Here is a 12,135-nt window from a genome sequence, read left to right as displayed (position 1 = left end):
GAGACAAGGGAGACAAGGGAGACAAGGAAGACAAGGGAGACAAGGGAGACAAGGGAGACAAGGGAGACAAGGAAGACAAGGAAGACAAGGGAGACAAGGAAGACAAGGAAGACAAGGAAGACAGTTAAAACCCACTCCCCACTCCAAAAAACCCACTCTCTACTCCAAAAAACCCACTCCCCACTCCAAAAAACCCACTCCAAAAAACCCACTCGCCATTCAAGCTATATCAAATAAGAATAACGACAAGAAGCCCAAATACAAAAGTAGAGCAAAGACAACCACTACAAAGGGAGGGGATAAAATTATAGGTAGACTGGCTTCTGCCAAAATACCTGGTAAAAAGCCTTCCGCACATATTTCTTGACCACAACTCCCGTAATTAAACACAACCACAAATACTTGTAAGCCAAGAATTACTAGCAATAGCCTCAGCTTTATTTTGACATTGGTTTTTCTTCTAGCGGTACGATTTGTTGCACTAACAAACAGCAAAATAGTGCTAATGATGTAGAATATCCCTGCGATTCCTATGTAGAAAAATATGGATATCCACCCACCGGATGTCACAAAAAACAGTGGCGTACTAATCAATGCGTAAATTGTGTAAATGCAAAAGACAATCCAAATGTTAGTTCTAATCATGTTAGTCTAGTCCTATGAATTTTGACAATGGCGAAAACGACTAGCTTTGCCAAATGCGAAGCTAGCTCTAACTTTGCAGAGCATAAATCCCTGAATTATATTTTTTAGTTAACCTAAACCAAGATCTTTATCTCTATCTCTGGCAAATTATTCTTTTATGGTTTAGGTTAACCTCGTTTAGAACTTACCCATTAACCCTATTCGCCGGGTGTTAAATGACTAACTTACACCCTGAGATAGGGTGGAAATTGATCTTTTGTCTAAGTTCTATTCTTCTGACTATCATTAAATCAAATAGTCGGAGATGAATAAACGCAATATTATCTGGAAAATGACCAAGAGCTAATAGCTATTAGCCATTAGCTCTTCTCAATTATTGCGTTTATTTATCAAGAAATCTGAAACAGTAAAAATGTTATTCTCTAAGAGATAAAGTCCCTAAATTTATTAGAGATGTTTGAGTTTCACAATTGATATCGCCCTAGGTTATTTACACTTTCTGCTTTCAGTTGACACCTATCTAGTTATTGATTCAACCTACAGTCTGGATCTAAATCGTGGTAAATCCCGATCGCCTGTCCCGACTGGAGTACTGCTGCACGCCGAGAGATATATGTTTATACCTACAGACAACTTTACTACGATCCGGATTGATTTTTATATTTTACCGAAAAACGAGCCAAAGCCCCTGGCTTTAGACATGGGGATCTAGGCGATTAGCGGTTTAAACCGCAGTCAAATATTACAAATTGTTGCAGAAACTAGGGTAATTACGCTGCTAGTGCCAGAATAAGAAACGGGTAATAAAGGTCGATATCACGATCGTCTACGAGTTCAAACTCAAAGGGAAAGAGCCGCAATATCGCGCCGTTGATGAAGCAATACGCACAGCGCAATTCATTAGAAACAAATGCTTGCGTTTCTGGATGGAGAATAAAGGCGTAAATAAATACGACTTAAGTGCTTATACAGCGGTATTGGCTAAAGAATTTCCCTTTGCTAATGAACTCAATTCAACAGCTAGACAAGCCTCGTCAGAACGTTGTTGGTCGGGAATTAACAGATTTTTTGAAAACTGTAAAAAGAAGATTGCCGAAAAGAAAGGCTTTCCCCGATTCAAAAAGAATCAACGCTCTGTAGAATACAAAAAGTCAGGGTGGAAACTTTCTGAGAAGAGGAAAACAATAACTTTCACTGACAAGAAAGGAATCGGGACTTTCAAGCTAGTTGGCACTTATGATTTGCATTTTTACGCCTTTGAGCAAATTTAACGGGTAAGATTAGTCAAAAGAGCCGATGGCTATTATTGCCAATTTTGTATTCAAGCAGATGTCAAACAAGGGTTGCAGCCCACAGGAAAAGCCCTGGGATTAGACGTAGGATTGAATCATTTCTACACCGATAGTAATGGGGAGAAAATAGATAATCCTCGTTATTTAAGAAAATCAGAAAAAAGGCTCTCAAAAGCACAGCGTCAAGTTTCGAAAAAGGTGAAAGGCTCTAACAATAGGAAAAAAGCGATTAACCGATTAGGGAGAGCGCACTTAAAAGTATCACGCCAACGTAAAGATTTCGCAGTAAAATTAGCGAGATGCGTGGTGATGTCTAATGACATCGTGGCAGTGGAAGACTTAAAAGTGCGAAACCTGGTAAAAAATCATCATCTGGCTAAGTCAATTAGTGATGCTGCCTGGTCACTATTTAGGGAGTGGTTGCAATATTTTGCCCTCAAGTTTGGCAAGGTTGTTATTGCTGTTCCTCCCCATTTCACCAGTCAGGATTGCTCTGGTTGTGGAGAGATTGTGAAAAAATCTTTGTCTATTCGCACTCATGTTTGTAAATGTGGAGTAGTTTTAGATAGGGACGAAAACGCCGCAATTAATATCCTCGTTAAGGCATTAAGATTGCTTGGCTATATATCAAATACCGTTGGGCAAACGGAAATTAACGCTTGTGGAGAGATGATTCTCTACTTAAAATTGGAAACAGTTCTTAAGCAAAATCGCTCATTGAAGCAAGAATCCCCGTCCCTTTAGGGCTGGGGAGTGTCAAAAAGAAAAAAAGTGGTTTAAGTAAAAGTTAATATTATTGACAAATTAACCAATTTGTCAATCTGCAAAGAGTAATTTTAGGAGGGATAGGGGGCAATCGGAGATGATAGACTCGCTGGAGACCCCAGAAACCGGGTTTCTGGGCACCTCACTCACTTGAAATCTGCTGTAATTGCCGTTGCCCTTGACTTCATGAATCCTCAACATTTAAAAAATTGGTTTACTCATTGCTGCTACTGTACCTCATAGCAGCGGGAACCGCTGTAAATGTCAGCGATCTGAATTGTGAGGACATTGCCCAGCAAAGGTTTAATTATATCCGACTACTTACAACAAGCGAAAGATAAACGGATAGCGATAAGACTCATTGACATTCCCTAAAGACTTCAGGATTGCCAGAATCGGTGGTATCCAATTAAAAAGCAAGAAGAGAGGAACTAAAAATATCCCCCCCAAACCCAAGGTCAAGAAGCTTATGACTCCAACAATTATGCCATAGAGCCAAACATTAAAATGGAAATTAATCGCTTCTTTAGCATTTTCTTTGACGATTGGATCGTCGGATACGATCAAAATAGCAATGGGAATTCCAACTGAAACAACTGATGCGCTAATAAAAATTGACCCATGGCAGAGGGAAGACAACAGCTTTCTTTTATCTGGATCGTACATCATAAAACAAACTTCCTTCCAATTGAAGATAACTTATATTACACTCTAACTATGACAGTCTAACAAACTACCGTTACCACAGATATCGTAAATCCCACCCAGAATCTGGGAGGATATTGCACCATAGAGCTAGCGAAGAAAGCTAAATTGAAAAATCCCACACCCCAGACCCCACTATAATATTTGGATAACCCCTAATCAATCTAGCTGGATGCCCACTGAAATTGAAGTTGAACTGCAAGCTGCTGTTGCTCGTCGCCGCAACTTTGCCATTATTTCCCACCCCGACGCGGGGAAGACGACACTAACTGAAAAACTATTGCTCTACGGAGGTGCGATTCACGAAGCAGGTACAGTCAAGGCGAGAAGGGCGCAGCGGAAGGCTACGTCTGACTGGATGGCAATGGAACAACAGCGGGGTATTTCTATCACCTCAACGGTGTTGCAGTTTGAATATCGGAATTGTCAGATTAATTTACTTGACACTCCTGGACACCAAGACTTTAGTGAAGATACCTATCGTACTCTCGCGGCAGCCGATAACGCCGTGATGCTGATTGATGCGGCGAAGGGTTTAGAAACCCAAACGCGGAAATTATTTGAAGTCTGTAGGATGCGAGGCTTGCCTATCTTCACTTTTGTGAATAAACTTGACCGTCCGGGACGAGAACCCTTAGAATTGCTAGATGAAATTGAACAAGAACTGGGATTACAAACTTATGCGGTAAACTGGCCTATTGGTATGGGCGATCGCTTTAAAGGAGTTTTTGACCGACACAATCAACAAATTCACCTATTTGAACGAAGTGCCCACGGTGCGCGGGAAGCGAAAAATACGATAGTTAATTTGGGAGAACCTCGAATTGAGGAGTTATTAGAACAGGATCTCTATTATCAGTTAAAAGAAGATATCGAACTGATTGAAGGGATTGGTCCAGAATTAGATTTAGCACAACTCCATAAAGGTCAAATCACCCCCGTTTTCTTCGGTAGTGCCATGACTAATTTTGGGGTGCAGTTATTTCTAGATTCCTTTCTCGACTACGCCCTCAAACCCGCTGCCCGTAACTCCACAGCAGGTGAAATTGACCCGACTTACCCAGAATTTACGGGATTTGTATTCAAACTTCAAGCAAATATGGACCCGAAACATCGAGATAGGGTAGCATTTGTGCGGGTTTGTACGGGTAAGTTTGAAAAAGACATGACTGTCAATCATGCCCGCAGTGGTAAAATTGTCCGTTTGTCAAGACCTCAAAAACTATTTGCCCAAGATAGAGAATCAATTGATGTCGCCTATCCTGGAGATGTGATTGGGTTGAATAATCCGGGAGTTTTTGCCATTGGCGATACTATTTATAATGGTAAGAAATTAGAGTATGAGGGAATTCCCTGCTTTTCTCCCGAACTATTTTCTTATCTAAAAAATCCCAATCCTTCCAAGTTCAAACAATTCCATAAAGGAGTTTCTGAGTTGCGAGAGGAAGGAGCTGTCCAGATTATGTATTCGGTAGATGAGTCGAAACGCGACCCTATTTTAGCAGCGGTGGGACAATTACAATTTGAGGTAGTCCAGTTTCGGCTATTAAATGAATATGGAGTAGAAACTTACTTGGAAGCGTTACCTTACAGTTTAGCTCGTTGGGTAGCTGGCGGCTGGGATGCACTGAAAAAAGCAGGGCGTTTATTTAATACCGTCACGGTAAAGGATAACTGGGGTCGTCCGGTTTTATTATTTAAGAATGAGTGGAATATGCAGCAAGTTGTCGGAGATCATCCAGGGTTACAGTTAAATTCAAGTGCCCCTGTAGTTTCTGGGCAACAACCCGAATCTTTGTAAGTTATTTGATTCTCATGTCCAGTTGTATCGCTATTGTTTGTAGTAGGCACTTTAGTGCCTTTGTTTTCAATCACTAAAGTCCTGACTGTAAACTTTTCAAGCACTAAAGTGCTTACTACAAACTTTTATTGATGCTACCGGACTTGATATAATGACTGAGATTGATTAATTTTCTCTAACTCTTGGGCTTCTTCTTCTAACCTCTGTACCTCTCCATCCCAGTCAGGACCAAAGCAGCGCAAATCGGCAGCGGCACGACGGCGAATTTGGGAATTTTTTGGTGCAAGTAAGCAAGCCAGACGAAAGGCTTGATTCCTTGCCCACACTGGAAGCCCCAACCAATCTTCTGTCAAACCTTTATCCAGCATAGCGACAATTTCATCAAAGGTACTAAAGGTTAATATTTCGATGAAATAATGTTCTGCTTCGGTACGTTGCCCTTCGTCTTCTATTCTCAGCATTTTGGACATTGCTTCTATTAGTAAACTCATGTCGGAAATCTCTCATTTATAATTAATTAAGGGATCAAAAAGTAAGTGCTAACAGAGATTGTATTAAACTTAGTTTGCACTACACGATAGCCAATTTGATAGCTATTGACGGTAATATTCCGTTCCAGTGGACCTGTAAAGCTGGGATTTGGTTGTGGCAAGGAGCCACCTGTTGATAGAAATGCTAGGATATCGTGGCTAATTTCTATTTCAATTATGTCAGGTGTAAGACCTGTACTGTGGAGGTTAGTTACGACTCCACTAGGGTTATTGTGGGTTCGGTAAAATCCATGTCCGGTATTGAATTGAAAATTTATTCCCTGAATAATAGCATTTCGTACCAAGGTTGTCCCTGTCCCACGAGTACTTGTGTAAACTAATGAAAAGCCTGACATGATTATGTTTGTAATCCCATTTTCTCTATATCTCCTACTTGATGTCCGGAAACTTCCCCTCTCGCACCTCGATACTAAAATCCTGGATAGCTTCACCAATAACATCCCTTAAATTTACATAAGACTTAGCAAAGGGAGGTTGTCGTTCCGTCAAACCTAATATATCCGCCGTCACCAAAACCTGTCCATCACAATGGAATCCCGCACCAATCCCAATCGTAGGAATCATTAACTTTTGGGTAATGGTTTGTGCCAAATCAGCAGGGATATGCTCTAAAACAATAGCAAAAGCCCCCGCTTGTTCCAGTGCGATCGCATCTTGTAAAATTCGATCCGCATCCTCCACAGTTTTCCCCTGTTGACGATAGCCCAATCGATGAACAGACTGCGGCGTTAATCCCACATGCCCCATCACCGGAATCCCTATCGCAGTCAGTTGTGCCACCGTTTGCGCCATCGCGGGATATCCCCCTTCCAACTTCACCGCCTGCGCCCCAGTTTCCTTCAAAACCCTACCCGCAGAATGGATAGCTTGTTGGGGACTTTCTTGATAACTCATAAAAGGCAAATCGCAAACAACTAACGCCCGTTTTACCCCGCGACAGACTGCCTTAGTATGGTGTAACATTTCCTCTAGAGTTAGGGGTAAAGTAGTTTTATATCCCAGAGTCACCATCCCCAAAGAATCACCCACCAGAATAATATCCACTTGGGCCATATCCAACAACTGTGCGATCGCAAAATCCCAAGCCGTCAGTACGACAATCCGTCGCCCATCCTGTTTCCATTGTTTTAGTTGTTGGATATTTACCATTTGTTATTTGTTGTTTGTTATTTGTTGTTTGTTATTTGTTATTTGTTGTTTGTTATTTGTTGTTTGTTGTTTGTATAATATAGCAACCGCCACAGCGGTTAGGACATTTTAAGCTAGCAAATTTTAACAAGGGGCTGAGAGCCAATTGTTCTAACACGGGCGATGGCTATATGTGTTCGGACTGTTACAGTCATTATTTATTTGACCAATAACCAACAACTAATAACCAACAACCAACAACCAACAACTAATAACTATTAGGTGCATCTTTCACAAAAGCAAAATGTGGTCTTACTGTACCACTAGATAAACTAACCCAAGCCAATCCTTCTGTCGTTCCCACCCACAACTTATTACCAGTATCAGGAGAAAGAGAAAGAACATGATTTGAGAGTAGATTTGTAAGTTCGCCAAATACGGCACCCGTTGCTGCTTTTATTTTTAATAAGCCATATTCCGTACCAACCCAAACACTACCATCTAAAGCAAACCTAATCGAAGTAACACTACGTCCCCGCAATGGAGTAACGGAACGCAAGACTTGTCGAGTTTCCGGGTCAATTACCAGTAAACTATTAGTAGTTCCTACCCACAGCATTCCATCGGGTGCAGTAGTAATAGTTTGTACAATAGTTCCCGGTATATCGGTAATGCGCCCAATCACAAAACCACTAGCCGTATCCACTCGCACCAATCCTTCCAGAGTACCCACCCATAACTGACCATCATTATCCAAAGTTAAAGCATTAGCACTAACACCAGGAAGTTCTTGTAGAGTAGTCATCAAGAGTCCCTTATCTGGACTAATTAAAGACAAACCGCGATCGCTACCTACCCAAAGATAACCTCGCTTATCCACTAATAAAGACAATACCCGATTTGAAGGCAATGTAAAATTATGTGCCGTAACCTCATTACTGCGAGGATCGACTCGCACTAATCCATCATAAGTTCCCACCCAAATCCTGCCCACCTTATCTTGCGCCAAAGCACCAATTGTGTAATTGGGCAAATCTATCCGCGCCTCCACCTTACCGCTATTAGGGTTAATTCTCGCCAAACCCAACCAAGAACCAATCCAGAGGTCACCAGTATAATCTGATTGGAGAGCAGGGACACGAAAATCTTTAGGCAAAGGTTCCACATCTCGTCGCAGACGTTGAGGAGGCAGTGGCTCTAGTCTAGGTGGTGGCGGCGCACCTTGATAATCGGGAGGCAACTCCTCAAGATTACTTTGTGCCAAAACCCTACCCCCATCAACTTCTACTATTGATCTTGGCATTACATTGAACAGAGGGATATTCAGCCCTAGCAGAGTTACCCCAAAAATAAGACCAATACAGGCATTCCCAAACCTCATCTTTCTTCCTCCCTGGAGACTCCGATTTAATGGTGGGTTGTTGACGGCTGGTTCCTCGGATTTCTACCTTTCTATATTAAGACTTAAAGACTGGCAGCGGATGGGTGATTGGTTAGTGGCTGATGTTTTTGGTGGGGGAGTAGCAGCGGATGGGTGACTGGTGCGTTAGCTACCCTTCGGGAAGGCTGCGCCAACGCGTAACGCACCCTACAGATAGAATCTAGAGGGGGATACATCCTGACTCATATACCATCAAAAGTAGAATAAAGCAATAAGTGTAACGACTTATTAACTAAATTTAATATTTCTACTCCTTGATAAACCAAGCTTATACATTTCGCAAGAATATTAAAATTTTAAGTGACACCACTTCTTGGTATATTGGCAATTGTCGATGAATGGTATTGACGCTTACCGACTCAGGCGAGTCGGATAACAGAATTGACTGTTCCAAGGCAATTTTGTTTGAAAATAACGGTTCTTAGGTAATCTCAAGCCACAATTCCCAATAGAAATTGCGGGTGGTGCAGCCACCCAATGAAAGGTCTGTTTGGCAAGGAAAGCTAAAACTACCGCCAAGAGCTAAGAGTGCCTCTCTCAACATTCAGTAGTTCCTAAGGAAGGAAAACATGTCTTACTCATCCACTAAAACTCAGTCAAAAGCTGGGTATGCCGCCGGGGTAAAGGATTATAAATTAACATATTATACTCCGGATTACACTCCTAAAGATACCGATATTTTAGCCGCATTTCGCGTAACTCCTCAGCCCGGAGTACCCCCAGAAGAAGCAGGTGCAGCCGTAGCAGCAGAATCTTCCACCGGAACCTGGACAACAGTGTGGACCGATTTGTTAACTGACCTAGATCGCTACAAAGGTCGTTGCTATGATGTCGAACCAGTACCTGGTGAAGACAATCAATATATCTGTTATGTAGCCTATCCTTTAGATTTGTTTGAAGAAGGCTCCGTCACCAACTTGCTCACCTCTTTGGTGGGTAACGTATTTGGTTTCAAAGCCTTACGTGCGCTTCGCTTGGAAGACTTAAGAATTCCGATTGCTTACCTCAAGACTTTCCAAGGTCCTCCTCACGGGATTACCGTTGAGCGCGACAAGCTAAACAAATACGGTCGTCCTTTGTTGGGTTGCACGATTAAGCCTAAATTAGGTTTATCGGCGAAAAACTACGGCCGTGCAGTATATGAAGTTCTGCGTGGTGGTTTGGACTTCACCAAAGACGACGAAAACATCAACTCTCAGCCCTTCATGCGCTGGCGCGATCGCTTCCTGTTTGTACAAGAAGCCATTGAGAAAGCTCAAGCTGAAACCGGGGAAATCAAAGGTCACTACCTAAACGTCACCGCCCCCACCTGCGAAGAAATGATGGAACGGGCTGAATTCGCCAAAGAAATCAAAACCCCCATCATCATGCACGACTACCTAACTGGTGGTTTCACTGCTAACACTACCCTGGCTAAGTGGTGCCGCCGCAATGGTATTCTGCTCCACATCCACCGTGCCATGCACGCTGTGATTGACCGTCAGAAGAACCACGGGATTCACTTCCGCGTTTTAGCCAAGTGCTTACGGATGTCTGGTGGTGACCACCTCCATTCCGGTACAGTGGTTGGTAAACTGGAAGGTGAAAAAGGTATCACCATGGGCTTCGTAGACCTAATGCGCGAAGACCACATTGAACTAGATCGCGAACGCGGTATCTACTTCACCCAAGATTGGGCTTCTATGCCTGGAGTTATGCCTGTTGCTTCCGGTGGTATTCACGTATGGCACATGCCTGCGTTGGTGGAAATCTTCGGCGATGATTCTTGCCTACAGTTCGGTGGTGGTACACTAGGTCACCCATGGGGTAATGCTCCTGGTGCAACTGCTAACCGTGTTGCTTTAGAAGCTTGCGTCCAAGCCCGTAACGAAGGTCGTAACCTGATGCGTGAAGGTGGCGATGTCATCCGTGAAGCTTGCAAATGGTCTCCTGAATTGGCTGCTGCTTGCGAACTCTGGAAAGAAATCAAGTTCGAGTTCGAGGCAATGGATACCGTCTAAAGAAGTATAAAGGATGAAGTGTGAAGTATGAAAATTCATCCTTCATCATTCGTACTTCATCCTTTAGAGGGCGGGTTCAAAATGGATCTAAAAAGAGTTGCGAAAGAGACAAGTAAGACGCTGATTAGTTATCTGACTTATCAAGCAGTGCGAACTGTTCTGGATCAATTACAAGAAACTGATCCTCCCCAAGCGTATTGGTTGAATACTTTTTCCTCACAGACGAGTATCCAAGATGGAGATGCTTATATTGAGGAATTACTCCGAGCAAGGCAAGAGCTAGCTTTTCGGATTATGACCGTGCGGCAATACTTGGCGGAAGAAGTGGTGGACTTTTTACCAGAAATGGTTCGTAGTGGCATTCAGAAGTCGAATATGGAACATCAACGTCAGCATTTGGAACGCATCACGCAACTCACTATTCCAGAACCCCCTACTCAGGAAGTGTAAAGTATGAAGCGTAAAGTATGAAACTTTTGGGGTTATGGGAATGAATAGTCCCGATCAAACTTCATCCTTTATCCTTCATAATTTATCCTTCATTTCCATACCTGTACTGTAATAAAAGAGCAAAACCCCATGCAAACTTTACCCAAAGAGATTCGTTTTGAAACCCTGTCCTACTTGCCACCTCTGAGCGATGCTCAGATTATCAAGCAAGTCCAATATATCTTGGATCAGGGTTATATTCCTGCTATTGAATTCAGCGAAGCATCTGATCCGAAACAGCATTTCTGGACGATGTGGAAACTGCCTTTGTTTGGCGCTCGTTCCGCCAAAGAAGTTCTATCTGAAGTTGATGCTTGCCGTACTGACTACCGGGATCAGTTCGTCCGTATCGTCGGTTTCGACAATATCAAACAGTGCCAAGTTCTCAGCTTTATTGTACACAAGCCCAATCAAACTGGCGTTCGTAGCCGTTTCTAAATTGGCTGAGTTCTAAACTTTTCTGACATGGAGAGTTAAGGAGGGGTTATATAACCTCTCCTTTTTTTGTTCAGATATCAATTAATAAACCACGAAGACACTAAGACACGAAGGAAGGTTTTCTATGTCTTAGGGGGGAAATATTTGATGGATTAATTAGGCTCCTTTTGTTTTTGTTGGCGCTCTTTGACTGCCTGAGTCAAGAGGTAAGTCGCTAGACTACTCAATGAGCGACTTTCTTCTTCTGCCCATTCTTCTAACGCCTTCTGGATTTCTTCTGGTAAATAAGCAGTTACCCGCCCTTTTAGTTTCATCAGTCCTACAGTTGAATAGTTTAAGCTATTTCAGTATATATCTTTTCAAGGTTGATTGCCAAGCCGAAGTATGTTGTAATTTACAATGGCTTATTTAAAAAAGTAAAGGTTTTCAGATGACTTACGGAGTTGGGCTATCTGTAGGGTGCGTTATGTAACGCACCCTACTATTCCATTGCTCAGTAGCTGAGAATGAGCGATATCATGGAGGACGGACTATAATTGGAGGTTTACTATGTCTCGCAAATGTCAGCTAACGGGTAAGAAGGCGAATAATGCTTTTGCGGTTTCTCACTCGCACCGTCGTACTAAGAAACTACAGCAAGTTAACCTGCAATGGAAGCGGGTTTGGTGGGCTGAGGGGAAGCGCTGGGTGAGGTTACGTCTTTCTACTACGGCGATTAAGACTTTGGAGAAAAAGGGTTTGGCTTTAATGGCTAAGGAAGCTGGGATTAACCTCAAGCATTACTAGAAGGGAGTAGGGAGTGGGAAGAGAGTTTTGAGTTTTGAGTTTTGAGTTTTAACTCTCTCCCTTGTCTCCCTTGTCCCCGGTGTGGGGTGTGGGG

13 protein-coding genes and 1 pseudogene are annotated in these 12,135 nt (G+C 42.7%); 7 read left to right on the top strand and 7 right to left on the bottom strand.

The features are described from left to right. Positions 1-219: 219 nt before the first annotated feature. Entirely contained in the window at positions 220-645 is a 426-nt protein-coding gene (locus NJ959_RS17405) for a hypothetical protein (RefSeq protein ID WP_254013006.1), read from the bottom strand. Positions 646-1,102: 457 nt separating this feature from the next. Between NJ959_RS17405 and NJ959_RS17400 the strand changes: the two genes are divergently transcribed. Together NJ959_RS17400 and NJ959_RS17395 are read left to right on the top strand one after the other, a co-directional pair. After that, on the top strand, positions 1,103-1,357 hold the full coding sequence (locus tag NJ959_RS17400; protein WP_254013005.1) for a hypothetical protein: 255 nt from the start codon (positions 1,103-1,105) through the stop codon (positions 1,355-1,357). A 103-nt stretch (positions 1,358-1,460) separates the two neighbouring features. Next, positions 1,461-2,681 (top strand): annotated as a pseudogene (locus NJ959_RS17395) (RNA-guided endonuclease InsQ/TnpB family protein). Between the two features lie 342 nt (positions 2,682-3,023). On the opposite strand, the gene NJ959_RS17390 reads toward NJ959_RS17395, so the two are convergent. Beyond that, a complete protein-coding gene (locus NJ959_RS17390) occupies positions 3,024-3,368 on the bottom strand; it encodes a DUF4870 domain-containing protein (RefSeq protein WP_254013008.1) in 345 nt (114 codons plus the stop codon). Positions 3,369-3,579: 211 nt separating this feature from the next. On the opposite strand from NJ959_RS17390, the gene prfC reads away from it, so the two are divergent. Then, complete coding sequence (prfC, locus tag NJ959_RS17385) at positions 3,580-5,208, top strand: peptide chain release factor 3 (protein ID WP_254013004.1); 1,629 nt, start codon at positions 3,580-3,582, stop codon at positions 5,206-5,208. A gap of 134 nt (positions 5,209-5,342) precedes the next feature. On the opposite strand, the gene NJ959_RS17380 is transcribed toward prfC, so the two are convergent. The 4 genes from NJ959_RS17380 to NJ959_RS17365 form a co-directional block, all read right to left on the bottom strand. Then, positions 5,343-5,699, bottom strand: a complete 357-nt coding sequence (locus NJ959_RS17380) for a hypothetical protein (protein ID WP_254013003.1) — start codon at positions 5,697-5,699, stop codon at positions 5,343-5,345. A gap of 26 nt (positions 5,700-5,725) precedes the next feature. After that, entirely contained in the window at positions 5,726-6,094 is a 369-nt protein-coding gene (locus NJ959_RS17375) for a hypothetical protein (RefSeq protein ID WP_254013002.1), read from the bottom strand. 34 nt (positions 6,095-6,128) lie between these two features. Beyond that, positions 6,129-6,908, bottom strand: a complete 780-nt coding sequence (gene panB, locus NJ959_RS17370; protein ID WP_254013001.1) for a 3-methyl-2-oxobutanoate hydroxymethyltransferase — start codon at positions 6,906-6,908, stop codon at positions 6,129-6,131. A 247-nt stretch (positions 6,909-7,155) separates the two neighbouring features. Continuing rightward, positions 7,156-8,268, bottom strand: a complete 1,113-nt coding sequence (locus NJ959_RS17365; protein WP_254013000.1) for a ligand-binding sensor domain-containing protein — start codon at positions 8,266-8,268, stop codon at positions 7,156-7,158. Positions 8,269-8,897: 629 nt separating this feature from the next. Between NJ959_RS17365 and NJ959_RS17360 the strand changes: the two genes are divergently transcribed. From NJ959_RS17360 to NJ959_RS17350, 3 genes are all read left to right on the top strand, one after another. Beyond that, positions 8,898-10,328, top strand: coding sequence for a form I ribulose bisphosphate carboxylase large subunit (locus tag NJ959_RS17360; RefSeq protein ID WP_254012999.1), 1,431 nt, complete (start codon positions 8,898-8,900; stop codon positions 10,326-10,328). An 81-nt stretch (positions 10,329-10,409) separates the two neighbouring features. Beyond that, a complete protein-coding gene (gene rcbX, locus NJ959_RS17355; protein ID WP_254013007.1) occupies positions 10,410-10,778 on the top strand; it encodes a RuBisCO chaperone RbcX in 369 nt (122 codons plus the stop codon). A gap of 129 nt (positions 10,779-10,907) precedes the next feature. Beyond that, positions 10,908-11,255 (top strand): ribulose bisphosphate carboxylase small subunit, encoded by a 348-nt coding sequence (locus tag NJ959_RS17350; RefSeq protein WP_254012998.1) that lies wholly within the window; start codon positions 10,908-10,910, stop codon positions 11,253-11,255. A 152-nt stretch (positions 11,256-11,407) separates the two neighbouring features. Here the strand turns inward: NJ959_RS17350 and NJ959_RS17345 are convergent, their stop codons facing one another. After that, positions 11,408-11,569: a ribbon-helix-helix domain-containing protein gene (locus NJ959_RS17345; protein ID WP_254012997.1), complete on the bottom strand. Its 162-nt coding sequence runs from the start codon at positions 11,567-11,569 to the stop codon at positions 11,408-11,410. Positions 11,570-11,804: 235 nt separating this feature from the next. Between NJ959_RS17345 and rpmB the strand changes: the two genes are divergently transcribed. Further along, entirely contained in the window at positions 11,805-12,041 is a 237-nt protein-coding gene (rpmB, locus tag NJ959_RS17340; RefSeq protein ID WP_254012996.1) for a 50S ribosomal protein L28, read from the top strand. Positions 12,042-12,135: the final 94 nt, after the last annotated feature.

This window comes from Limnofasciculus baicalensis BBK-W-15 (assembly GCF_024178385.1).
In the GTDB taxonomy this organism is placed as follows: domain Bacteria; phylum Cyanobacteriota; class Cyanobacteriia; order Cyanobacteriales; family Coleofasciculaceae; genus Limnofasciculus; species Limnofasciculus baicalensis.
The sequence above is the reverse complement of the archived record's forward strand: the minus strand, read 5'-3'. Positions and strand labels throughout refer to the sequence as shown.

Bases quoted from the DNA above. Each gene is read 5' to 3' on its own strand.
- rpmB (WP_254012996.1), top strand. From the start codon at position 11,805: ATGTCTCGCAAATGTCAGCTAACGGGTAAGAAGGCGAATAATGCTTTT.
- NJ959_RS17360 (WP_254012999.1), top strand. From the start codon at position 8,898: ATGTCTTACTCATCCACTAAAACTCAGTCAAAAGCTGGGTATGCCGCC.
- NJ959_RS17345 (WP_254012997.1), bottom strand. From the start codon at position 11,569: ATGAAACTAAAAGGGCGGGTAACTGCTTATTTACCAGAAGAAATCCAG.
- prfC (WP_254013004.1), top strand. From the start codon at position 3,580: ATGCCCACTGAAATTGAAGTTGAACTGCAAGCTGCTGTTGCTCGTCGC.
- NJ959_RS17380 (WP_254013003.1), bottom strand. From the start codon at position 5,699: ATGAGTTTACTAATAGAAGCAATGTCCAAAATGCTGAGAATAGAAGAC.
- panB (WP_254013001.1), bottom strand. From the start codon at position 6,908: ATGGTAAATATCCAACAACTAAAACAATGGAAACAGGATGGGCGACGG.
- NJ959_RS17375 (WP_254013002.1), bottom strand. From the start codon at position 6,094: ATGTCAGGCTTTTCATTAGTTTACACAAGTACTCGTGGGACAGGGACA.
- rcbX (WP_254013007.1), top strand. From the start codon at position 10,410: ATGGATCTAAAAAGAGTTGCGAAAGAGACAAGTAAGACGCTGATTAGT.
- NJ959_RS17390 (WP_254013008.1), bottom strand. From the start codon at position 3,368: ATGTACGATCCAGATAAAAGAAAGCTGTTGTCTTCCCTCTGCCATGGG.
- NJ959_RS17405 (WP_254013006.1), bottom strand. From the start codon at position 645: ATGATTAGAACTAACATTTGGATTGTCTTTTGCATTTACACAATTTAC.
- NJ959_RS17365 (WP_254013000.1), bottom strand. From the start codon at position 8,268: ATGAGGTTTGGGAATGCCTGTATTGGTCTTATTTTTGGGGTAACTCTG.
- NJ959_RS17350 (WP_254012998.1), top strand. From the start codon at position 10,908: ATGCAAACTTTACCCAAAGAGATTCGTTTTGAAACCCTGTCCTACTTG.